This is a genomic window from Actinoplanes sp. KI2 (assembly GCF_025630775.1).
Taxonomy (GTDB): domain Bacteria; phylum Actinomycetota; class Actinomycetes; order Mycobacteriales; family Micromonosporaceae; genus Actinoplanes.
This window is the reverse complement of sequence record NZ_JAOSZE010000053.1, coordinates 12,689-33,615: the sequence shown is the minus strand read 5'-3', so window position 1 is coordinate 33,615 and position 20,927 is coordinate 12,689. Positions and strand designations below refer to the sequence as shown.

At 71.6% G+C, this 20,927-nt stretch carries 20 protein-coding genes; 9 read left to right on the top strand and 11 right to left on the bottom strand.

Translation table 11 applies throughout. From position 1 onward, the window contains the following. Nucleotides 1-27 precede the first annotated feature (27 nt). On the bottom strand, nt 28-1,827 hold the full coding sequence (locus tag ODJ79_RS39575; RefSeq protein ID WP_263028837.1) for a bifunctional metallophosphatase/5'-nucleotidase: 1,800 nt from the start codon (nt 1,825-1,827) through the stop codon (nt 28-30). Nucleotides 1,828-1,926: 99 nt separating this feature from the next. After that, nucleotides 1,927-3,621, bottom strand: coding sequence for an arginine--tRNA ligase (gene argS / locus ODJ79_RS39570; RefSeq protein WP_263028836.1), 1,695 nt, complete (start codon nt 3,619-3,621; stop codon nt 1,927-1,929). 163 nt (nt 3,622-3,784) lie between these two features. Between argS and ODJ79_RS39565 the strand changes: the two genes are divergently transcribed. Both ODJ79_RS39565 and ODJ79_RS39560 read left to right on the top strand, forming a co-directional pair. Further along, nucleotides 3,785-4,228: a protein phosphatase gene (locus ODJ79_RS39565; protein WP_263028835.1), complete on the top strand. Its 444-nt coding sequence runs from the start codon at nt 3,785-3,787 to the stop codon at nt 4,226-4,228. Nucleotides 4,229-4,312: 84 nt separating this feature from the next. Further along, nucleotides 4,313-4,810: an SRPBCC family protein gene (locus ODJ79_RS39560; protein WP_263028834.1), complete on the top strand. Its 498-nt coding sequence runs from the start codon at nt 4,313-4,315 to the stop codon at nt 4,808-4,810. A gap of 1 nt (nt 4,811) precedes the next feature. On the opposite strand, the gene ODJ79_RS39555 is transcribed toward ODJ79_RS39560, so the two are convergent. The 5 genes from ODJ79_RS39555 to ODJ79_RS39535 are packed head-to-tail and all read right to left on the bottom strand — an operon-like array spanning nt 4,812 to nt 10,279. Next, nucleotides 4,812-4,949 (bottom strand): hypothetical protein, encoded by a 138-nt coding sequence (locus tag ODJ79_RS39555; RefSeq protein WP_263028833.1) that lies wholly within the window; start codon nt 4,947-4,949, stop codon nt 4,812-4,814. A gap of 49 nt (nt 4,950-4,998) precedes the next feature. Then, nucleotides 4,999-7,557, bottom strand: a complete 2,559-nt coding sequence (locus ODJ79_RS39550) for an ATP-binding protein (RefSeq protein ID WP_263028832.1) — start codon at nt 7,555-7,557, stop codon at nt 4,999-5,001. 36 nt (nt 7,558-7,593) lie between these two features. Continuing rightward, complete coding sequence (locus ODJ79_RS39545) at nt 7,594-9,273, bottom strand: glycoside hydrolase family 3 protein (RefSeq protein WP_263028831.1); 1,680 nt, start codon at nt 9,271-9,273, stop codon at nt 7,594-7,596. After that, the gene (locus ODJ79_RS39540) at nt 9,273-9,839 is read right to left on the bottom strand and encodes a flavoprotein (protein WP_263028830.1); all 567 of its coding nucleotides are present in this window, start codon (nt 9,837-9,839) and stop codon (nt 9,273-9,275) included. Before ODJ79_RS39540 ends, ODJ79_RS39545 begins: the two co-directional genes overlap by 1 nt. 26 nt (nt 9,840-9,865) lie before the next feature. After that, complete coding sequence (locus tag ODJ79_RS39535) at nt 9,866-10,279, bottom strand: MarR family winged helix-turn-helix transcriptional regulator (protein WP_263028829.1); 414 nt, start codon at nt 10,277-10,279, stop codon at nt 9,866-9,868. A gap of 68 nt (nt 10,280-10,347) precedes the next feature. Between ODJ79_RS39535 and ODJ79_RS39530 the strand changes: the two genes are divergently transcribed. From ODJ79_RS39530 to urtE, 6 genes are all read left to right on the top strand, one after another. Continuing rightward, entirely contained in the window at nt 10,348-11,433 is a 1,086-nt protein-coding gene (locus ODJ79_RS39530; protein ID WP_263028828.1) for a substrate-binding domain-containing protein, read from the top strand. Between the two features lie 170 nt (nt 11,434-11,603). Further along, nucleotides 11,604-12,854, top strand: coding sequence for an urea ABC transporter substrate-binding protein (gene urtA / locus ODJ79_RS39525; protein WP_263028827.1), 1,251 nt, complete (start codon nt 11,604-11,606; stop codon nt 12,852-12,854). 68 nt (nt 12,855-12,922) lie between these two features. Next, on the top strand, nt 12,923-13,804 hold the full coding sequence (gene urtB, locus ODJ79_RS39520; RefSeq protein WP_263028867.1) for an urea ABC transporter permease subunit UrtB: 882 nt from the start codon (nt 12,923-12,925) through the stop codon (nt 13,802-13,804). Nucleotides 13,805-13,889: 85 nt separating this feature from the next. After that, nucleotides 13,890-14,972 (top strand): urea ABC transporter permease subunit UrtC, encoded by a 1,083-nt coding sequence (gene urtC / locus ODJ79_RS39515; RefSeq protein WP_263028826.1) that lies wholly within the window; start codon nt 13,890-13,892, stop codon nt 14,970-14,972. After that, entirely contained in the window at nt 14,969-15,700 is a 732-nt protein-coding gene (gene urtD, locus ODJ79_RS39510) for an urea ABC transporter ATP-binding protein UrtD (protein WP_263028825.1), read from the top strand. The genes urtC and urtD overlap by 4 nt, the downstream gene beginning before the upstream one ends. Next, nucleotides 15,700-16,392 carry an urea ABC transporter ATP-binding subunit UrtE gene (gene urtE, locus ODJ79_RS39505; RefSeq protein ID WP_263028824.1) on the top strand — a complete coding sequence of 231 codons (693 nt, stop codon included), beginning with the start codon at nt 15,700-15,702 and terminating at the stop codon, nt 16,390-16,392. The genes urtD and urtE overlap by 1 nt, the downstream gene beginning before the upstream one ends. Here the strand turns inward: urtE and ODJ79_RS39500 are convergent, their stop codons facing one another. From ODJ79_RS39500 to ODJ79_RS39490, 3 genes are all read right to left on the bottom strand, one after another. Beyond that, nucleotides 16,393-16,683 carry a DUF1905 domain-containing protein gene (locus ODJ79_RS39500; protein ID WP_263028823.1) on the bottom strand — a complete coding sequence of 97 codons (291 nt, stop codon included), beginning with the start codon at nt 16,681-16,683 and terminating at the stop codon, nt 16,393-16,395. A 9-nt stretch (nt 16,684-16,692) separates the two neighbouring features. Continuing rightward, complete coding sequence (gene mdlC / locus ODJ79_RS39495) at nt 16,693-18,270, bottom strand: benzoylformate decarboxylase (RefSeq protein ID WP_263028822.1); 1,578 nt, start codon at nt 18,268-18,270, stop codon at nt 16,693-16,695. Nucleotides 18,271-18,378: 108 nt separating this feature from the next. Then, the gene (locus ODJ79_RS39490; protein ID WP_263028821.1) at nt 18,379-18,927 is read right to left on the bottom strand and encodes an RNA polymerase sigma factor; all 549 of its coding nucleotides are present in this window, start codon (nt 18,925-18,927) and stop codon (nt 18,379-18,381) included. Nucleotides 18,928-18,981: 54 nt separating this feature from the next. On the opposite strand from ODJ79_RS39490, the gene ODJ79_RS39485 reads away from it, so the two are divergent. Further along, nucleotides 18,982-20,286 carry a serine/threonine-protein kinase gene (locus ODJ79_RS39485; protein ID WP_263028866.1) on the top strand — a complete coding sequence of 435 codons (1,305 nt, stop codon included), beginning with the start codon at nt 18,982-18,984 and terminating at the stop codon, nt 20,284-20,286. Here ODJ79_RS39485 and ODJ79_RS39480 read toward each other — a convergent pair. After that, nucleotides 20,277-20,924 carry a hypothetical protein gene (locus ODJ79_RS39480; protein WP_263028820.1) on the bottom strand — a complete coding sequence of 216 codons (648 nt, stop codon included), beginning with the start codon at nt 20,922-20,924 and terminating at the stop codon, nt 20,277-20,279. The genes ODJ79_RS39485 and ODJ79_RS39480 overlap by 10 nt on opposite strands. Nucleotides 20,925-20,927: the final 3 nt, after the last annotated feature.

The following is a 20,927-nucleotide window of genomic DNA, read 5'->3' as shown; positions in this document are numbered from 1 at the left end:
CTCACGGGAGGGGCGCCCCCTGCAAACTCAGAACTTCACGGGTACGCCGTTGCGGACGAGCTGCCAGTTCCGCACGAAGAAGTCGGCCGGGTCGATCACGCCCTTGGCCTGGGCCCAGTCGATCAGCAGTTGGCGGATCTCCTTCTGCTCGTTGTAGACCTGGGTCTTCACGATGCCGGGGAAGTTGCCGCCGCCCGAGCGCCGGTAGTTGTTCACCGCCACCACGAACTGCGCCGCCGGGTCGACGTCGGCGCCGTTGATCTGCAGGCGGGTGATTCGCGAGCCGACCGGCTTGCTGATGTCGATGTCGTAGTCGACGCCGGAGAGCGTGTCGTAGTTGTAGTCGGGCACCGACGGGTCGTTGATCGTGTTCGGGTCGACTGGGGCGTCCGGCGCGAGCGTCACGAAGTACTTCGCCGAGTACTCGAGGTATGCCTTCACCTCGGCGCCGGTCATCACGACTGCTTCGAGCGTGTTGTCGTAGATGTACAGGCCGGCCACGTCCTTGATCTTGACGTCGCCCTTCGGGAAGACCGCGGTCCGGCTGAACGGCGCCGCGATCGACAGCACCGGCAGCGCCGCGTACGGGCCGCCGGCCAGGGCGGCGGCGACCGTGTCGGTCTGCACCTTGTTGATGTAGTCGAGGATCGCGGTGTCCTCGTACCGCGAGGTGGCGGCCGACAGCTCCTCGGTCGACCGGGCGACGACCTGGTTGACGTACGCGACGGTCTTGGCGTGCTGGGCCTTCACCGCGGCCAGCACCGCCGGGTCGGCGTCGACCGTGTTGGTGTTCAGCGTGGTCGCGGCCTTGCTGACGACCTGCCACCGGCCTTGCGATCGGACCAGGTCGAAGTCCATCCTGGTGAGCCGCTGGCCCCACTTCGACGGCTCGGAGGTGAGCACCTGCGCGCCGGTGGCCGTGTTGGTCACGAACCGCTGCGGGATGTCCAGGTGGGCGTGGCCGAACAGGATCGCGTCGATACCGGGCACCTGCTGGGCGATCAGTGCGACCGGGTTCTCGTTCGGCAGGTCGGGGCCGTAGCTCGAGGTGCCCGAGTCGCCGCCGTGCGCCGAGATGATCACGAGGTCGGCACCGCAGCGCCGCATCACCGGCACCCACTTGGCCGCGGTGCTCACCATGTCGAGGAACTCCAGCTTGCCCTCGACGTTGGCGCGGTCCCAGATGGCCACGCCCGGGTTGGTGAGGCCCAGGATGCCCACGCGCAGCGTCGGCGCGTGCTTGCCGAGCGAGACCTTCTTGATGATGTACGGCGTGTACGCGGGCCGGCCGGTCTTCGCGCTGACACAGTTCGCGGCGAGCGCCGGGAACCCGAGCTGGCGGATCCACAGGTTCAGCAGCGGCAGGCCGTAGTTGAACTCGTGGTTGCCGAGCGTCACCGCGTCGTAGTGCAGCACGTTCATGGCCCGGGCCATCGGGTGCTTCTCACCGGTCGTGGTGATCGGCTCCTGCTTGGCGTAGTACGTGGCCAGCGGCGTGCCCTGAATGGTGTCGCCGGCGTCGAGCACGAGCGTCGCCCCGGTCGCCTCCGCGCGGATCTTGTTGACCAGCGCGGCGAGCTTGGCCACCCCGACGTCGTTGTGCGCGGCGTCGTCGTACTCGGCGTCCTTGTAGTAGTCCCAGTTGTAGACGTTGCCGTGGGTGTCCGATGTGCCCAGCACGGTGAGGTGGAAGGTCTGCGGCTCGGGAGCGGGGTGGCCGCCCTTGCCGTGGGCCTGCGCGGCCTGCGAGAACGCGAGCGGGGCCGCCGCGGCGGCGGCCGAGGCGGCGATCACTGTGCGCCGCGAGACACCGGCGGGTGAGGTCATCACGAACCTTTCGGGTTTGGAAAGCGTGCCTGGTAGGCCCGCTTCCAGGCACCCTAACCGCCGACGCATCGACACCGGAAGAAATCACCATCCCGCTTGCTACATCTCATCGGGGAGATCGATTCCGAGCAGCGACAGGCCGAGGGCCAGCGTGCGGGCGGTCCGGTCGGCCAGCGTGAGCCGGCTCGCCCGGGTCTGTCCCGCCGCCCGCAGTACCGGGCACGTCTCATAGAAGCCGGTGAACGCCACCGCGAGATCGTGCAGGTAGGACGCGAGCCGGTGCGGCTCCCGCAGGCCGGCCGCGGCGGTCACGGCCGGCTCGAAGCCGAGCAGGGCGAGGGCGAGACGCCGCTCTGCGGGGTGGCCGAGCACGACCGGGCCGGTCGCGGCTGGGCCGGCCTGCCGGAAGATCGAGCGGATCCGGGCGTACGCGTACTGCAGGTACGGCCCGGTGTTCCCGGTGGCGGCCAGCATCCGGTCCCAGTCGAAGACGTAGTCGGAGCGCCGGTCGCCGGACAGGTCGGCGTACTTGATCGCGCCGACCCCCACGGCCGGCGACGTCGCGCGAACACAGGCCTCGTCGAGCAGATCGGCCAGCCGGACGTTGTCGCCGGACCGCGTCTTGAACATCTTGCCGTCGGCGCCGAGGATCGAGCCGAACTCGATGTGCTCGGCGGTCACCCCGTCCGGCAGCCAGCCCGCCAGCCGGCCCACCTCGAAGACCATCCGGAAGTGGGTCCGCTGCGGCGCACCGACCACGTAGAGCAGCCGGGTGGCGCCCAGCTCCCGCACCCGGTGCCGCAGCGCGGCGAGGTCGGTCGCGGCGTACCCGAAACCGCCGTCGCTCTTGCGCACGATCAGCGGCAACGGTTCGCCGTCGCGGCCGGCGAACCCGTCCGGGAACACGCACAGCGCTCCCTCGCTCGCCACCAGCAGGCCCTTCGCGTCCAGTTCGGCCAGCACCGAGGCGAGCTGGTCCTGGTAGAAGCTCTCGCCGACGAAGTCGTCCATGGTGAGGGTGACCCCGAGCCGGCCGTACGCGTCCAGAAAGGTCCGCTCGGTCTGCTCGATCAGCCGCCGCCACAGCGTCCGGGTCAGCTCGTCCCCCGACTGCAACGCCACCACCCGCAGCCGCGCCCGCCTCTTGAAGTCCTCCCCGTCCGACCGCCCCGCCACCGCCCTTGACCGGACTGAAGGCTCAGTATCCCCGTCGAACTTGCGCCGGGCGGCCCGGTAGAAGTCGGTCAGGTCGCCCAGCGAATGCTCGGCGTCCGTCCCACCGAGATCGATCATGTGCTCGATGAGCATGCCGAACTGGGTGCCCCAGTCGCCGAGGTGGTTGCGCCGGAGCACGTCGTGCCCGAGCCAGGCGAGCAGTCTCGCGAGCGCGTCCCCGATGATCGTCGACCGCAGGTGACCGACCTGGAGCTCCTTGGCCGCGTTCGGGCCGGAGTAGTCGATGACGATCCGTTCGGGCGCCGCGACCGGCGCGACGCCGAGCCGGTCGTCGTCGAGCGCGTCGACCGCGGCGGTCAGCACCGCGTCGTCCACGGTGAGGTTGAGGAAGCCGGGCCCGGAGACCTCGACGGCGGCGACGCCGGCCAGGTCGGCCCGGCCGGCCACCTCGGTCGCGACCTCGCGCGGCGGCCGGCCCAGCCGCCGGGCCAACGCCAGCGCGGCGCCGGATTGGAAGTCGGCGTGCTGCGACTGCCGCACCACCGGATCGACGGTTTCGCCGGCCACGGCGGCGAACGCCGCCGTCAGCCGGTCGGCGAGCAGAGCTTCGAGATTCATCGGCAACCCATCGACGTACGCGACAAGGCGGGTCGACCGGTCACCTGGTCACCGGCGGGATCGACCCGCCGGCGGAAGGGCACAACTCAGCAGCGGCGGTCGTCGGATCGCCGGCGTCGGTCGCTGAAGCTGTGCATGGGCGCGACTGTAGCAGGATGGTGGGGTGCGGAACGAGCAACTTTGGCGGCCGGGTGAGGCCGGGGTGCTGACGTTGCCGTCGGGGCGGCTGGTGCGCGGGCGCGGGCTGCGCGACCCGATGCCGTCCGGCCATCCACCGGCCTTCGGCGTGTACCTGCTGGGCGGGAAGCCGCCAGACTTCGGATGGGCGTCGCGCTGGGTGCGCTGGCCGGACTTTCGGCTGCCGGCCGACCCGGCGTACCTCCGCGAGGTTTTGCTGGAAAGCCTGCGCCGCGCCGAGGGTGAGCGGGTCGAGATCGCCTGCGGCGGCGGGCGCGGGCGCACCGGAACCGCCCTGGCCTGCCTCGCGATCCTCGATGGGGTGCCGGCGGCCGAGGCGGTGGGCTATGTCCGGGAGCGCTACCACCCGCGCGCGGTGGAGACCCCATGGCAGCGGCGGTTCGTCCGAAACTTCGACGCACATCGATAGGATCGCCCTCCGCGGGGCGAAACAGGGGCGCGACACGGAAGCTGCCATTACGCTGGGACAGCACGCCGACACCCTGGGGGGCCGATGATCGTCGTGGAGCGCACGTTCGCCGTGACGGCCGCCCCGGGCGTGGCGCTGGGCTACCTGCAAGACTTCGAAAACGCCCAGGAATGGGACCGGTCGAGCGTGCGGACCACTCGCCTCGGCACCGGACCGATCGTGCCCGGCACGCGCTGGCGGCACGTCCGCAAGCTGTACGGGGTGACCGCCGAGCTGACCTACACGCTGATCAGCAGCGATCCCGGCGGGCTCGTCCTGCACGGCCGCAGCGAGGGCGCCACCTGCATCGACACCGTCTTCGTCCGGGCCGTCCCCGGTGCCACCGAGGTCATGTACCGGGTGGAGCTGGAGTTGCACGGGCTGGCCAAGCTGGCCACCCCGCTGCTGCGACCCGAGTTGGAGAGGCTGGCCGCCGCCGGGGTCGCGGTGGTGACCGGCGCGCTGGGCTCCGCGGTCCGGCACCGGTTCGGCGCCCCCATTGCGCCGAACCGGCTCACCGCCCCCCTGGAAGAGACCGGATAGGTCACCGGTCGCTGATCAGCCCCGGCAGCCCGCCGACGTCGAAGTCCATCGGCATGTGCTCGCGGCCGTGGGCCGGCGGGGCGGAAACATGGTCGGTCTGCTGCTCGGCCGTCAGGCCGTCGAGCGCAAGTTGCGTCATGGGAACGACGTTAGGAAGCGAACCCCCAGGTCCACATGGGGAAAGCTCCCTATATTAGGCCGCGGCGGCGGGCCTCGGCGGCGGCCTGACCCCTATTCGGCACGCCGAGTTTGCCCAGCACAGCCGACACATGATGGTCGACGGTCTTGGCCGAGACGGTGAGCCGGGCGGCGATCTCGGCGTTGCTCAACCCCTCGGCCAGCAGCGCCAGCACCTCCCGTTGCCGGCCGGTCAGCCCGACCGGATCGGTGGTCGTGGCCGGCCGCGGCCCGCGCGGCACCGGCAGCCCCCGCTCGCGCAGCAGCCCGCGTAACCGCCGGGCCGGCACCACCGCGCCCAGCCGCTCGTAGATCCGCAGCGCCTCGGCGGTCGCGTCGGCGTCGCCGTAGGACAGCGCCTCGGCCCGCGGGTACGTGCAGCCCTTCGCCTGCCACGCGTCGGCCGCGCCGCGCCAGTCCCCCGCGATCAGCAACCGGAACGGCTCGGCCGCTTCCTCCGGCGCCTTGTCGAGCCGGCCGCAGCGCCACAGCCAGAACGCGAGCTCGCCGATGAACCACGGCTGGCCGACCTCCAGCGCGAGCCGGTAGCCGCGCTCCGCCTCGGCCGCGGACCGCTCCAGGTCGCCGTCCAGCCAGTGCAGCTCGGCCAGGGTGATCGCGACCGGGACGACGAACTGCACCTCGCCGGCCCGGTACCCGCGCTCGGCCGCGGCGTCGGCGTCCTGGTGCGCGCCCGGCGTGCCACGGCGGGCCCGCAGCAGGGCCCGCACGGTCATCGACGGCACCAGGAACGCGCCCGGCATCGGCACCCCGGAGATCGACTGCTCGACGTCCTCGTCGGCCGCCGCCCAGTCGCCGCGGATCAGCTCGACGTGCGCCTTGTGCCCGAGCAGGTGCCGGGCGTACCCGTCCAGGTCGCGGGCCAGCAGGAAGGGCAGGACCCGCCGGAAGGTGTCCTCGGCCAGGTCCAGGTCGTACCGGTCGTCGGCGACCGAGGCCAGGTTGACCAGGGCGCGGCCGGCGTGGTCGTCCAGCCCCGCCGAGATCGCCCGGTCGTACGCGGCCAGCAGCCCGGTGACGCCCTCCGGGTCGCCGATCTGCTGCTGCGCCGAGGCGATGTTGACCATCGCGTGCACCTCGGTGTTCAGGTCCCCGGTCAGCCGGGCCAGATCAAGGGCCCGGCGGCCCCACTCGATGCCGGCCCGCTCCTCGTTGCCCAGCATGAACAACTGCGAGAGATTGCTGTACGCCGCGGCCAGCTCCCGCCCGTGCGGGGCCGCCTCGAGCACCGCGACCGCACGCCAGCCGTACCGCCGGGCGTCGTCCGGCCGGCCGTTCCACCAGCTCAGCCGGGCCATCCAGCGCAGGTCGTCGCCGATCCGCAGCGGGTCGCCGAGCTCCTCGCGCAGCCCCAGCGCGGCCCGCCGGGCGTCGATCGCCTCGGCACCGAGCCCGCCGTGGTACGCGGCCAGCGAGTACTCCTCGAGCAGCTCGGCGCGCTCCTCGGCCGGGCGGTCGGCGGCCAGCGGCAGCGCGGTCGCGTAGTGGGCGGCGGCCTGCCGGTACGCGCCCAGCTGGGCGGCTCGCCGGGCAGCGATCGGCGCCCAGTGCAGGGTGGCCTTGGCGTCGCCGGCGTGGTGGGCGTGGTGCACGAGCCGGGCCGGGTCCACCCCCGGCCGCTCGATCAGGACGGACAGCACCTCGGCGTGCAGGGCCTTGCGGCGTACCGGGGAAAGGGCGCCCTCGACGGCCCGGCGCAGCAGCTCGTGGCGGAAGGCCACGCCGTCCCCGCTGATCGTGAGCACGCCCCGGGCCAGGCACTCGTCGACCGCCTCGGCCCGGCCGGCGAGCAGGTCGGCCTCGGCCCGGGCGGGCACCACGGAGACCAGGCGGGCCACCGCGCGGGCCGACTCACCGAGCGTGGCGAGCCGGGAGAGCACGAGGTCACGGACGGTGGGCGGGATGTCCGCCGACTCGGCCGACAGCACCTCGGTGACCAGCAGCGGGTTGCCGCCGGTCACCTCGTACACCTCGGGGCGGTCCCGCCCGGCCAGCCGGTCCACCGCCGCCCGGGACAGCGGCGGGAGGATCACCCGCCGCGACCGGTCGGGCGGGAGTCCGGCCAGGACCGATCGCAGGCGGTGGTCGGGGGCAAGTTCGTCATCACGGTAGGTGAGCAGCAGCAGCGCCCGGCACAGCGCGAGACGGCGGCCGAGGAACGCGACCATGTCCAACGTGGCCTCGTCCGCCCAGTGCAGGTCCTCGAGCACCACGACCGTGCGAGCCGCCTGCGGCGGCCGGTCCAGCGCCTCCAGCAGCAGATCGAAGACCTCGCTGCGAACACCGTCGCCGATCCGGTCGCGCAGCCGCCCGCCCAGCACCCGGGCGATGTCGTGCAGCGGGCCGAGGGCGCGCGGGGTCAGCAGCGGGTCGCAGGCGCCCCAGAGCACGTGCGCCCGCGGGCCGGCGGCCTCGGCGAACGCGGTGGCCAGCGCGGACTTGCCCGCACCGGCCTCGCCGCTGAGCACCGCGACCCGGCCGCCGGCGGTGGTCTCGGCGAGCAGCCGGTGCAGGACGGCGAGCTCGTCGGAGCGTTCCAGCAGGTCCATGTCATCGGCCAGGTTAGGGTGGTGATCGCCGCAGGCCTAGCGCCTATCGGACAAACCGCTCCCGTACGGGTAAAGACCGTCGATCGTCACCGGCAGATGACCGGTTGCCCGCGCCTTCCCCTGGAGAACGTTCGCGAGGGCGGTCACCGAGACCGGCTGATAGTCGTAGGCGGCCACATAGGTGGGTGCGGACGGGAAGTAGGCCAGATCGTAGGGCGCGCCGACGGCGGCGACCACGATCGGCTTGCCGGTGGCCAGCAGCGCCGCGACCAGCTTCTGCTGCGTGGTGTCGTTCCACGCGTTGTACGTCGTGACCACGGTGACGTCGGCCTGAGCCGCGGCGGCGACGGCCTGGGCGATCACCGCGTCGGACGGCGAGCCGGTGTAGAACCGGGTGGCGCCCAGCGCGGCGGCCAGGTTGGTCGTGGTGGTCACGCCCCAGCCGGTGACCAGCACGTGCTCACCCTCCCGGAGCGGCAGCGTGGCGTCCTTGCGGAGGACGGTGATCGAGCGGGCGGCGGCGTCGGCCATCGTCGCCAGATGCTCCGGCGTGCCCACCGTCGGCGTCTCCGGCACGTACGGCGCAAAGGTTTTGGTCTTGAGAATGCGCCGGACGGACTGGTCGATGCGCTGCTCGGAGACGGTGCCGTCGGCGACGGCGTCGAGCAGCGACCGGATCGCCAGCGGGACGTTGCGGGGCATCAGCAGCTCGTCGACGCCGGCGTTCACCGCGTCGAGGACGATCTGCTGGTCGGTGTAGTCCTCGAGGGCAGCCGCGGACAGCGCGTCGGTGATCACTACGCCGTTGAAGTGCAGCTTCTTCCGCAACAGGTCGGTGATGATCGGCTTGGACAGGCTGGCCGGCTTGTTGGTCGGGTCGAGCGCCGGCGCGATGATGTGCGCGGCCATCACGCTGGTCACCCCGCTCTTGATCGCCACCTGGAAGGGCGGGACGTGGGTGGCAAGGATCTGCCGGCGGCTCTCGTTGGTGATCGCCACGCCGTTGTCGGTGTTGACCGTCGTGTCGCCCAGCCCGGGGAAGTGCTTGGCCTGCGTCCCGACCCGTGCGCTCGCGTAGCCCTTGATCGCATATTTCGTGAAGAGGGAGACGTGCGGGGTGCGGTCGCTGAACGATCGGACGCCGTCGGCAGTGTTCTTCGGGTTCGTGTTGACGTCGACCACCGGGGCGTCGACGGTGTTGATGCCCAGCGCCCCGAGCTCCTCGCCGCTGACTCGGGCGGCGCTCTCGGCGGTGCGCGGGTCGAAGGTCGCCCCGAGCGCCATGTTGCCCGGCGAGACCGCGAGCGGGGCGCCGATCCGGTTGACGACGCCGCCCTCCTGATCGGTGCTGATCTGCAGCGGGATGCCGGAGTCCGCCATCGCGGCCGCCTGCAGTCCATGGGAGAGCCCGGCGATCTGGTCGGGGCCGTTGAGGTTGTGGCTCCAGGTGAAGTAGATGACGCCGCCCAGGTGGTACTTCGCGACCGCCTGCGCGCCGGTGCTCACGTCGGCGCCGAACATCGCCCGGTTGGCGGCGGCGTCCGCGGCACTCGGCGCGGTGGCATTGTCGCCGTAGACGTACGAGACGAACATCTGGCCGACCTTCTCGGCCAGGGTCATCTTGCTGATCGGGTCGGTACCGTGCGCCTGTGCCTGGGCCGGGATGCTCAACCCCAGCGCCGTGACCGCGATCAATGCCGCGAACCGCTTCGTCATCACCTCATCGGAGCGCCTCGATCGACAGTTGTCAAACCGATGGCCTCTTCGACCAGGTCAAGTGCTCGCAGCCAGGGGAAGAGCTCCGGGTCGTTCTGCCCGGGCGGCAGCGGTTCCCACTCGTCCTCGGGACCGAACAGCACGCGTACGCCCTCGGACCGCAAACTCTCGATCGCCTGCCGGAACGGCCGCCGGGCGGCGAGCGCGCTGTTCACGGCCGGCACCACCACGGTCGGCACGCCCCGCCCGATCACCTCGGCGACAGAGCTGAGCGCATAGGTGTCGGCGATCCCGAGGGCGAGCTTGTTCACGGTGTTGAAGGTCGCCGGCGCGACGATCAGCCCGTCGGCGGGCGGCGAAATGCGCCGCCCATCGGGCGCGAACTTGTAGGTGGTCCGCACCGGTTTCCCGCTGAGCCGCACCACCTCAGCGGTCTCGATGAACTCGAGCGCACTCCGGGTCGCGGTCACATCGACGGACCAGCCTCGACCGACCGCCGCGACGATGAGCCTGCCGACGCCGGCGGCCGCGCCGCCCCCACACACCACCACCCGCAAATCACCCATAGCCCCGATTCTGCCGGACGATGGATCTAGGACGTGATCCCGGTCACTGAGGCGCCGGACAGCGAGGTGATCAGCGCGGACAGCCGCTCGGCGAGGAGCGAATCGTCCGGCATATCCGATAAATCAGCTGTGATTCGAGCGTAGAGCCGCCGCCCGCGCGGCGTCAGGTGGGCCCGGATCCGCCGCCGGTCCACCGCGTCGACCCGTCGATAGACGAGGTTGTCGTCCACCAGCTGGTCGATCAGACGGGTGAGACTGGCCGCCGGCATGAACAGGGCCGCGGACAGCGACCCCATCGTCTCCGGCTCCTCGGCCAGCCGGGTGATCACCCGCCAGGCGTCGATGCTGACCGACCACTCGGCCAGCACGGCGGTGACACGCTGGGCCACGAGCCGCTCGGCCCGGGTCAGCAGCTGCATCAGGTCCATGGTGGCCGCCATGCTACAGATGGGCCGCAGCTTACGCCGGACTGTTCCGCTCGCCGCGGGGAAACCGCGAGCATAGGGCCATGCCCGAGCTGCTGGACCTCAGCACGGCCGCCGTGCGGGTCGCGCTCGTGGTGCCGCTGCGGGGACCGGCCGGCATCCTCGGCCCGAGCGCGGAACTGTGCGCGCAACTGGCCGCCGAGGAGGTCAACGCCGCGGGCGGGGTGCTGGGCCGCGAACTGGTCCTGCTGCCGGTGGACGGCGGCGACGCGCCCGAGCGGGTGGCCGCCGAGGTGGAGGCGCTGGTCTCGGTGGGCGCGGTGCACGGGGTGACCGGCTGGCACATCTCGACGGTGCGGCAGGCGGTCACGCCGCGGATCGCGGGCCGGGTCCCGTACGTCTACACCGCTCTCTACGAGGGCGGCGAGCGCACGGCCGGCGTCTTCCTCACCAGCGAGACACCGCAGGCGCAACTGCTGCCGGCGATGCGGCTGCTGGCCGCCGAGCGTCGGATCAAGAGCTGGCACGTCGTCGGCAACGACTACGTCTGGCCACGCCGGACGGCCATGGCGGTCAAGCGGCACGGTATCCGCGTCACCGGCGAGCACTACGTTCCGCTCGGTACGCACGACTTCACTACGGTGATCAAGAAGCTGGACCGGGCGGATGCCGTCCTCATGCTGCTCGTCGGGAACGACGCGGTGCGCTTCAACCGGGCCTTCGCGCGGGCCGGCCTGGACTCCCGATGCCTGCGGCTGAGCACGCTGATGGACGAGAACATGCTGCTCGCCTCCGGACCCGCGGCCACACACGACCTGCACAGCACGGCCGGCTTCTTCGCGTCGATGGTGACCCCGGAGAGCCTCGACTTCCACGGCCGGTACGCGACGCGGTTCGGCCCGGAGGCGCCGCCGCTGGGCAGTCTCGGCGAGTCCTGCTACGAGGGCGTACTGCTGCTGGCGACCCTCATCCGAACGGCGCGGACCCTGGACGTACGGGAGATCGGCGCCCGAGCCGGCGAGGTGTCCTACGAGGGTCCGCGCGGCTTGCTTCGGCTGCACCGGCGGCACGTGCGCCAGCGGATTTATCTGGCTCGGGCGAGTGGTGTCGAGTTCGACGTCTTGACAACCCTGCCATCCTCCACGGAGGATGCTTCCAACTGGAAGTAACAGTTTTCTGCCGACCATTCTTGGTCGGCTTTTTTTATTTCACGGAAATATGGGAAACGACTAATTAAGGGCGCGGAAACAGCGCGGAAATCGAACGCTCCGAGACTGACCGAAGAATTTTCAAAAGGCAATGCACAAAAGCCCTGTTCGTCGAAGCAGGAGGCTTCTTCATGGTCAGATTTCGCGCAGCACTCGCCGTCCTGACGGTGGCAACCACCTTCGCCGCGCTGGCGGCCTGCGGCGCCAAGACCAGCGACACCGGCGGCGAGACCACGGCCGGTGCGGTCGTCGACACCTCCGGGCCGACGGTCAAGGTCGGCCTGCTCAACTCCCTCTCCGGCACGATGGCGATCAGTGAGGTCACCGTGCGGGACTCGCTCAGGCTCGCGATCGACGAGATCAACGCGTCCGGCGGCGTGCTCGGCAAGCAGCTCGAGCCGGTCAGCGAGGACGGCGCCTCGGACTGGCCGACCTTCGCCGAGAAGTCGCAGAAACTGATCAGCCAGGACAAGGTCGCCGCGGTCTTCGGCTGCTGGACCTCGGCCAGCCGCAAGGCGGTGAAGCCGGTCTTCGAGAAGAACAAGGCCTTGCTGTTCTACCCGGTCCAGTACGAGGGTCTCGAGCAGTCGCCGTACATCTTCTACACGGGCGCAACCACCAACCAGCAGATCGTCCCGGCGCTGGACTACCTGAAGGCGCAGGGCAAGTCCTCGCTGTACCTGGTCGGCAGCGACTATGTGTTCCCCCGCACCGCTAACAAGATCATTAAGGCGTACGCGGCGGCCAACGGGATGAAGGTGCTCGGCGAGGACTACGCCCCGCTCGGCTCGACCGAGTTCTCCACGATCGTCAACAAGGTGAAGGCGTCCGGCGCCTCGGCCGTGTTCAACACCCTCAACGGCGACAGCAACGTGGCGTTCTTCAAGGAGTACAAGTCGGCCGGCCTGACCGCCGCGTCCATGCCGGTGGTCTCCGTCTCGATCGCCGAGGAGGAGGTCAAGAGCATCGGCACGCAGTACCTCGCCGACCAGCTGACGGCCTGGAACTACTACCAGACCACGGCCGGCGCCGCCAACGAGAAGTTCGTCGCGGCCTACAAGGCGAAGTACGGCGCCGACAAGCCGACCAGCGACCCGATGGAGGCCGCGTACACCTCGGTCTACCTGTGGAAGGCGATGGTCGAGAAGGCCGGCTCGTTCGACGTGGCGAAGGTCAAGGCGGCCGCGGACGCCGGCGGCATCACCTATCAGGCGCCCGAGGGCCTGGTCACCGTCGACGGCCCCTCCCAGCACGTCTACAAGACCGCGCGGATCGGCAAGATCGGCTCGGACGGGCTGATCAAGGAGGTCTGGAGCTCCGGCAAGCCGATCAAACCGGATCCCTACCTCAAGGACTACAGCTGGGCCGCCGGGCTCTCCTGACCCGACTACCGCGGGACGTCCGGCGAGCGTCGGGCGTCCCGTACCGGAAAGGGGGTTTGACCTTGAACGTGGTTCTCAGCCAGCTCTTCACGGGCATCAGCATCGGCGCGGTGCTGCTGCTCATCGCCCTCGGGCTGAGCCTGACCTTCGGTCAGATGAACGTGATCAACATGGCGCACGGCGAGTTCATCATGGCCGGCGCCTACACCGTCTACGTGCTCCAGCAGGTGATCACCAGCGCCGGCGCGTCGCTGATCGTCGCCCTGCCGATCGCCTTCGTGGTGGCCGGGGCGATGGGTGTGCTGCTCGAGTTCCTGCTGATCCGCCGCCTCTACGGCCGGCCGCTGGACACGCTGCTGGTCACCTGGGGTGTCGCGCTGATCCTGCAACAGGCGGCGCGGGACATCTTCGGCGCGCCCAACGTGCAGACCCGGGCGCCCGACCTGCTCACCGGCAGCATCCCGCTGCCCGGCGGACTGGAGATCGCCAGCAGCCGGGTCTTCATCCTCGGGCTCGCGCTGGCCGCGGTGGCCGCGCTGACGGTGGTGCTGCGGACCACCTCGCTCGGCCGGCGGATCCGCGCGGTCGTCCAGAACCGCGACCTCGCCGCCGTCTCCGGCCTGGCCACCGGGCGGGTCGACCGGCTCACCTTCTTCGTCGGCTCGGGCCTGGCCGGCATCGCCGGAGTCGCGCTCACCCTGGTCGGCCCGATCGGGCCGACCATGGGCACCAACATCATCGTCAACGCGTTCCTGGTCGTCGTGGTCGGCGGCATCGGTCAGCTCAAGGGCACCGTGATCGTGGCGTTCGCGCTCGGCGTCCTGCAGTCCATGGTGGAGTACGCGACCACGGTCAGCGTGGCCAGCGTGATCGTCTTCGTGGCGATCGTGGCCTTCCTCCAGTGGCGTCCGCAGGGCCTGTTCACCTTGCGGACCCGGAGCCTGGCATGACCGCCTGCACCGAGCGGCACCTCCGCAAGCGGCGCGCCCAGGCCGCAGGCGAGGGCCAGAAGGGCATGCCGAAGGAGGACACAGCATGACGGCGGTCGTCACTCCGCCGGTCGCGTCGCCGGTCGAGCCACCCCGGCGGCGGACCCGGCTGCGGGCGCTGGCCGGCTTCGCGGCCGGGGCCGTCGTGCTGTTCGCGCTCGCCCCGGTCATGCTCGACGACTTCCGGCTGGGCCTGCTGGCCAAGTACCTCTGCCTGGCCATCATCGCGGTCGGCATCGGGCTGGCCTGGGGCCGCGGCGGGATGCTGACGCTCGGCCAGGGCGTCTTCTTCGGCCTTGGCGGCTACGCGATGGCCATGCATCTCAAGCTCACCGACGCGGGCGCCGGCAACCTGCCGGACTTCATGCAGTTGTACGGGCAGCTCGACGCGCTGCCGTGGTGGTGGCGACCGTTCGCGAACCCGGTGTTCGCCCTGGTCGCCCCCGTGGCGCTGCCGATGCTGGTGGCCCTCCTGCTCGGCCTGCTGATCTTCCGGCGGCGGGTACGCGGCGCCTACTTCGCGATCCTGTCGCAGGCCCTCGCGGCGGCCATGGCGATCTTCCTGGTCGGCCAGCAGGGCACCACCGGCGGTACCAACGGCCTGACCGACATCCAGGGCTTCTTCGGGTACGACCTGAACGACCCGGTCAACCGCAAGATGATCTACTTCATCGTCGCCGGCGCGCTGCTGCTCGTGCTCGCCATCGCCCGGCAGTTGATCCGCAGTCGGTACGGTGAGCTGCTCGTGGCGGTGCGCGACGCCGAGGAACGGGTGCGGTTCCTCGGCTACGACCCGGCCAATGTCAAGCTCGTCGCGTACGTCGTCGCCGCCGGCATGGCCGGGCTGGCCGGCGCGCTGTTCGTGCCGGCCGTCGGGATCATCTCGCCGGCACTGGTCGGCGTGGTGCCGTCGATCGAGTTCGTGGTCGGCGTGGCGGTCGGCGGCCGGGCGAGCCTGGTCGGCCCGGCCCTCGGCGCGATCGCGGTCGCCTGGGCGCGTACCGCCCTCTCCGAGCGGGCGCCCTCGGCCTGGACCTATTTCGAGGGCCTGCTGTTCATCCTTCCGATTGTCTTCTTGCCGGGCGGGCTGGCCTCGCTCTGGCGGCTGTGGCGAAAGGACGGAAAATGAGTGGGCTCGCGGTGCGCGACCTGCGCGTGGTCTTCGACGGGTTCGTGGCGGTCGGCGGCGTCGATCTGGATGTGCCGGCCGGCGACGTACGGTTCGTGATCGGGCCGAACGGCGCGGGCAAAACTACATTGATCGACGCCATTACCGGTTTGGTGAAGGCGACCGGCTCGGTAACCTTCGACGGCCATCAGCTGCTGGGCCGCAAGGTGCACCGGATCGCCCGGCTCGGAGTGGGCCGCACGTTCCAGACCGCGGCGGTGTTCGAGGAGCTCACCGTCCTGCAGAACCTGGACATCGCGGCCGGGTGGAGGCGGTCTCCGCTCAGCCTGCTGCGGGCGCGCAAGCGGGTGCCGGAGCCGGTGGCAGCCGCGCTGTCGACCGTCGGTCTCTCCGCCGTGCGCGACGAGCCGGCCGGCACCCTCGCGCACGGGCAGAAGCAGTGGCTCGAGATCGGCATGCTCCTGGTCCAGGACGCCAAGCTGCTGCTGCTGGACGAACCGGTCGCCGGGATGAGCCAGGCCGAGCGGGACGCCACCGGCGAACTGCTGGGCCGGCTCGCCGCCGACCGCACGGTGCTGGTCATCGAGCACGACATGGACTTCCTCCGGCGGTTCGCCCGGACGGTCACCGTGATGCACGCCGGCAAGGTCCTCTCCGAGGGCACCGTGGCCGAGGTGCAGGCGGACCCCCGGGTCCAGGAGGTCTACCTGGGACACGGGGTGGCGTGATGCTGGAGTTCGACGAGGTGCACGTCGGGTACGGCCGGAGCGTGGTGCTGCACGGCGTCTCGCTCGCCGTCCCGGCCGACGGTGTGGCCGCCGCGCTGGGCCACAACGGCGCCGGCAAGAGCACGCTGCTGCGATGCGCGGCCGGACTGCTCAAGCCGCGGCAGGGCAGCGTACGGCTGGACGGCGAGGACATCACCCGGCTGGCGCCGCACCAGCGGGTGGCGCGCGGCATGGCGTACGTGCCGCAGGGTCAGCAGAGCTTTCCGCATCTGACCGCGGCGGAGAACCTGCAACTGGTGGCCGACGGCCGCCGGGACGGCAAGCAGGCGATGGCCGAGGCGCTGGATCTGTTCCCGGCGCTGCGCGAGCTGTTGCCCCGGCGGGCCGGGTTGCTCTCCGGCGGTCAGCGGCAGCAGCTGGCGATCGCCCGGGCGTTGATCACCCGGCCGCGGCTGCTCCTGCTGGACGAGCCGACCGAGGGCATTCAGCCGTCGGTGGTGTCCGAGATCGAGCGGACCATCCTGGCCGTGGCGTCCCGGGGCGGCATGTCGGTGCTGCTGGTGGAGCAGCACGTGGGATTCGCGCTCACCGCGGCCCAGCGGTACTACGTGCTGGAGGCCGGCCGGGTGACGTCGTCCGGCGAGGGCGGTACGGCGGCCGAGAGCGCGGTGCGGCAGGCATTGACTGTCTAGTCAGGCGGCGTCGACCACCAGGCGTACGGTCACGGCGTCGCCGACCTCGATGCCCTCCGCCTGCCGCACCGACGTCTTCACCGGCACGATGTACCGGCCGTCCTTGGGCCACAACGAGGTGGTCCACCCGGTGTGCCCGATCCGGGCCGCCACCGGGATCATCCCCCAGCCGTAGGTGACCAGCGAGGCGGCCGACGCGATCGCCTGGCACTCGTCGTCGGGAACGGTGACGAAGTGCCAGGGCGCCGGTCCCCGCCAGAACCACATCTCGCCGGTGAACTCGAGATCCATCCGGACAGGCTAATAGAGCGTGGTCGACGTTGTCCCGACCGCGATGTCCAGCAGGCAGGGCCCGTTCCGGGTGATCGCCTCGGCGAGCGCGGCCTCGACGTCGGCCGCCCGCGTCACCCGCCGCGCGGGCACCCCGAAACCCCGGGCCAGGGCGGTCAGGTCCAGCTCCGCGAGATCGGTTCCGGGCACCTCGGGTACGCCGATCCGCCGGCCCAGCGCGGCGACCGCCTCGTATTTCGCGTTGTTCAGCACCACCACGGTCAGCGGCACGCCCTGCCGAGCGGCCGTCCACAGTGCCTGGATGCAGTAGAGCGCGGAACCGTCCCCCACGACGCAGACCACCCGCTCCCCGGCGAGCGCCCGCCCGACCGCCACCGGCAGTCCCCAGCCGAGCGCCCCGCTGCCGGTGGAGACGTACCCCTTCGGCCGGGTCACCGGGATCAGCTCGTGCAGCGCGTCCTTGTGCGACGGCGCCTCCTCGACCAGGACCGCGTCCGCCGGCAGCGCCGTGCGCAGCGCCCCCAGCACCGCGGTCGCCTGCAGCGGGTCGGCCGGCGGCGGCGCGACCGGCCGGCCCCGGGCCGGTGGTTCCGCCCGGTCGGTGGCCGGCTTGACCAGCCGCGCCAGCTCGCTCACCCCGGCCCGTACGGTGGTCAGCACGCTCGTGCCCACCGCCGCGCGGGCCGCGGCCGCCGGATCGCAGTCGAGGTGGAAAAGCGTCGTGCCGGCCGCCAGGAACGGCCCCTCGGTGTGCACGTGGTAGGTGAAGACCGGTGCGCCCAGCACCACCACGACGTCGTGGCCGCCGAGCAGCGCGGCGATCGACGACCGCACCGGCGGCAGGTACCCGCGAAACAGCGGGTGGTCCTCCGGGAAGGCGGCCCGGCTCGGCATCGGCGCCGCCCACACCGCGGCCCGCACCGTCTCGGCCAGGGCGACCGTGGCGGCCCACGCGTCGTCCTCGTCCACGCCCGGCCCGGCCACGATCGCCGGGGCGCGGGCGGCGCCGAGGGCCTCGGCCACCTCGGCCAGCGCGGCCGGATCGGCGACGAAGCCCGCTCGGATGTCGCGCACGGCCACCGGCTCGCCGGGCGCGTCCCAGTCGTCCTCCGGGATGGACAGGAACACCGGCCCGCGCGGCGGCAGCATCGCCACCCGGTACGCCTCGGCCAGCGCGACCGGCACGGCCGCCGCGGTCTCCGGCTGGTGACTCCACTTCACGTACGGGCGGGGGAACTGGGCCGGCTCATCGGCGGAGAGGAACGGCCGGGTCGGCAGCATCGCCCGGGTCTGCTGCCCGGCGATCACCACCAGCGGCACCCGATCCCGGTACGCGTTGAACATCGCACCGAGCGCGTGCCCGACCCCGCCCGCCGAGTGCAGGCTCACCAGCTGGGCCCGGCCGGCGCCGATCGCGTAGCCGGCCGCCACCCCGACCGCGGACGCCTCCTGCAGCGCGAGCACGTACCGGAAATCGGTTGGCCAATCGCGCAGCATGCGCAGTTCCGTGGAGCCCGGGTTGCCGAACCAGGTCGTCATGCCGGCTTGCCGGCAGACGTCGAAGAACGCCACGCGCACGGTCGTCATGTCATCGCCTCCGCCCCCAGGATGCCGAGCGGCCCGATCGGTGCCCAGACCGGCCGGCGGCACCGTGCGCGGGCAGGAGGTAAACGTGCGGGTCCGGACAAGCCCGGCTCACATCGGCGCCAGCAGATACGCACGCAGGTCGGCCCGGGCCTGATGGATACGCGACTTGACCGTGCCGACCGGGACGCCGAGGTGCGTGGCGATCTCGGCGTAGTCGAGCTGACAGACGTCGCGCAGCACGATCGGCGCCACCAGGTCGGGCCGGCGCGCCTCGAGCCGTTCCAGCGCGTCCAGCAGGTCCAGCCGGGAGCCGGCGATGACGCTGGTCGTACGCGGGTCGGGCCGGTCGATCGGCGGCTCGCCGTGCGCCTGTTCGGCCGCGCGGCGCCGCAGCGAGCGGTACGTCTGCCGCGCGCTGTTCGCCACGACCACGTACAGCCAGGTGGAGAAGAGCGACCGGCCCTCGAACCGGCCGATCGTGCGGGCCACCTGCAGCAGCGCGTCCTGGCAGGCCTCCTCGGCGTCCTGGAAGCACGGCAGGAAGCGGGCGCAGCGGCGCAGCACCGCCGGGCGGATCGCGGTCAGCAACTCGTTCAGCGCGGCGGCGTCGCCCGCCGCCGCCCGCCGGGCCAACAGCTCCTGACGGTCGTCCCCCATGGTCGTCCCCCGTATCGATGGCTCGCCTTGCACAGCAAGAATGTCAGTGTGTTGATGCCGGACCGGATCGGGCGTTACCGCGTCGAGCGCCGCCTCGGCGCGGGCGCGTTCGCCACCGTGTGGCTCGCCGAGGACGAGACGCTCGAGTCCTGGGTGGCAATCAAGGTGCTCGCCGACAACTGGGCGCACCAGGCCGACGTGCGCGCCCGCTTCGAGCAGGAGGCGCAGGTCCTGCGGCGGGCCGACTCCGAGCGGCTGGTCCGCATCCACGACTACGGCGAGCTCCCGGACGGGCGTCCCTACCAGGTGATGACGTACGCCGACGGCGGCACCCTGGCCGAGCGGATGGCCGGCGGCCCGCTTCCGGTGCGGCCGGCGCTGCGGATCGCCGCCGACGTCGCCCGGGCCACCGCCGACCTGCACGCGTCCGGGGTGCTGCACCGCGACCTCAAACCGTCCAATGTGCTGTTCGGCACCGTGCGCGGCGTCGAGCGGGTGCTGGTCGCCGACCTCGGGCTGGCCAAGGCGATCGCGTACGCCTCGGGCTTCACCGTCGTCGCCGGGACGCCCGGCTACATGGCCCCCGAGCAGACCCGGCCCGGTGACGGGCTGGACGTGCGGGCCGACGTGCACGCGATCGGCGCCATGGCGTACCAGATGCTCACCGCCACCACCCCGAACGGCGCCGCGCTCGCGCCGTCCAAGGTGCGCCCCGGCATCTCGCCCACGGTCGACCGGATCGTGCTGCGTGCGGTGGCCACCGACCGGGATCGGCGCTGGCCGTCGGCCGCGGCGCTGGCGGACGCGCTGGACGCCGCGGCGGCCGCGCCCCGGCGTACCCGCAATCGGGTCCTGCATCTGCTCGGCCGGACGACCGGGTCGCTGGTGGCAGTGGCCGGGCTGGTGCTGCTCGGCGGCGCGTTGCCGGCGGCGGGCACCCCGGCGGGCTGGGTGCGGGTGGCCGACGAGTCCGGGAAGATTTCGGTGGCGGTGCCGTCGGGCTGGGCCCGGCAGGCGCGCGAGTCCGGCTGGAACCCGGCCGCGGTCGGCCTGCCGGCCGCCGATCGACCCGGCGTCGCGGTCGCTGCCGACCTGGGCTCCTGGAGCCAGGAGTACGCGGGCGGGCCGGGCGTCTTCGCGGGCACGGCGGACGGACTCGATCGGGCCACCTTGCCGGTGCATGAACGGTGCGACCGGTCCGAGCGCGCGATACCGGGCGGCCGGGTGGTGCGCTGGACACGGTGCGCGGGTACCGCGATCTCGTACAGCGAGGCGCTGGCCGGCGACGTCTACCTGCAGATCAAGCAGGTGGACGACGCCGACCTCACCGACGAGATCGTGCGCGCCGTTCACTCGTAGCAGTCCTGCTTCTGGTACTGCAGGGTCAGCTCGGTGACCTTCCCGTCCCGGGTCACGATCCGGTAGTCGGCCTTGCTGTTGCCGGGCACCGTGACGTAACCGCGGCCCTCCGCGTGCGGGTCCGGCAGCTCGACGTTGGTCCATTTCGGGTAGACCCGGAGCATCGCCGCGGTGGTGCTGCCCACGTGCACCCCCTCGGGGGTGCGCACGCTCGGACCGTACGCGTCGATGATCTCGACCCCGAGGTTGTTGGAGAAGTACACGAAGCCGCGGTCGTCTTTCGACGCCTTGAGGTGGGTCTTGCGGACACAGCCCGGACCGCTGCCGTTGCCGAAAACCTGCCACGGGTCGATCAGGCCGGTCGCGGAGGCGTCCCGGTAGGACATGCCGAGCTTGAGCGCGCCGTATCCGTTCGGCCCGAGCACGAGCACGGCGGCCCGGCTCGAGCTTCGGATCGGCACCGCGCTGGTCGGCGGGGTGCGGGTCGGCTCGGTGGCCGGCGCGGCGGAGGTGGCGGTGACGGATGGGGCCGGGCTCGCGGTGACCGGCGCGGCGGGGCCGTCGACGTGCTGAACCTTGCCGGAGCAGCCGGCGGTCAGCAGCAGCAGGGCGGCACCGATCAGAAGGGCGGGACGCATGGA

Bases quoted from the DNA above. Each gene is read 5' to 3' on its own strand.
- ODJ79_RS39500 (WP_263028823.1), bottom strand. From the start codon at position 16,683: ATGGATCTCGAGTTCACCGGCGAGATGTGGTTCTGGCGGGGACCGGCG.
- ODJ79_RS39575 (WP_263028837.1), bottom strand. From the start codon at position 1,827: ATGACCTCACCCGCCGGTGTCTCGCGGCGCACAGTGATCGCCGCCTCG.
- urtA (WP_263028827.1), top strand. From the start codon at position 11,604: ATGGTCAGATTTCGCGCAGCACTCGCCGTCCTGACGGTGGCAACCACC.
- argS (WP_263028836.1), bottom strand. From the start codon at position 3,621: ATGAATCTCGAAGCTCTGCTCGCCGACCGGCTGACGGCGGCGTTCGCC.
- ODJ79_RS39530 (WP_263028828.1), top strand. From the start codon at position 10,348: ATGCCCGAGCTGCTGGACCTCAGCACGGCCGCCGTGCGGGTCGCGCTC.
- urtE (WP_263028824.1), top strand. From the start codon at position 15,700: ATGCTGGAGTTCGACGAGGTGCACGTCGGGTACGGCCGGAGCGTGGTG.
- urtD (WP_263028825.1), top strand. From the start codon at position 14,969: ATGAGTGGGCTCGCGGTGCGCGACCTGCGCGTGGTCTTCGACGGGTTC.
- ODJ79_RS39560 (WP_263028834.1), top strand. From the start codon at position 4,313: ATGATCGTCGTGGAGCGCACGTTCGCCGTGACGGCCGCCCCGGGCGTG.
- ODJ79_RS39480 (WP_263028820.1), bottom strand. From the start codon at position 20,924: ATGCGTCCCGCCCTTCTGATCGGTGCCGCCCTGCTGCTGCTGACCGCC.
- ODJ79_RS39550 (WP_263028832.1), bottom strand. From the start codon at position 7,557: ATGGACCTGCTGGAACGCTCCGACGAGCTCGCCGTCCTGCACCGGCTG.
- ODJ79_RS39555 (WP_263028833.1), bottom strand. From the start codon at position 4,949: ATGACGCAACTTGCGCTCGACGGCCTGACGGCCGAGCAGCAGACCGAC.
- ODJ79_RS39535 (WP_263028829.1), bottom strand. From the start codon at position 10,279: ATGGCGGCCACCATGGACCTGATGCAGCTGCTGACCCGGGCCGAGCGG.
- urtC (WP_263028826.1), top strand. From the start codon at position 13,890: ATGACGGCGGTCGTCACTCCGCCGGTCGCGTCGCCGGTCGAGCCACCC.
- ODJ79_RS39545 (WP_263028831.1), bottom strand. From the start codon at position 9,273: ATGACGAAGCGGTTCGCGGCATTGATCGCGGTCACGGCGCTGGGGTTG.
- ODJ79_RS39540 (WP_263028830.1), bottom strand. From the start codon at position 9,839: ATGGGTGATTTGCGGGTGGTGGTGTGTGGGGGCGGCGCGGCCGCCGGC.
- ODJ79_RS39490 (WP_263028821.1), bottom strand. From the start codon at position 18,927: ATGGGGGACGACCGTCAGGAGCTGTTGGCCCGGCGGGCGGCGGCGGGC.
- mdlC (WP_263028822.1), bottom strand. From the start codon at position 18,270: ATGACGACCGTGCGCGTGGCGTTCTTCGACGTCTGCCGGCAAGCCGGC.
- ODJ79_RS39485 (WP_263028866.1), top strand. From the start codon at position 18,982: ATGCCGGACCGGATCGGGCGTTACCGCGTCGAGCGCCGCCTCGGCGCG.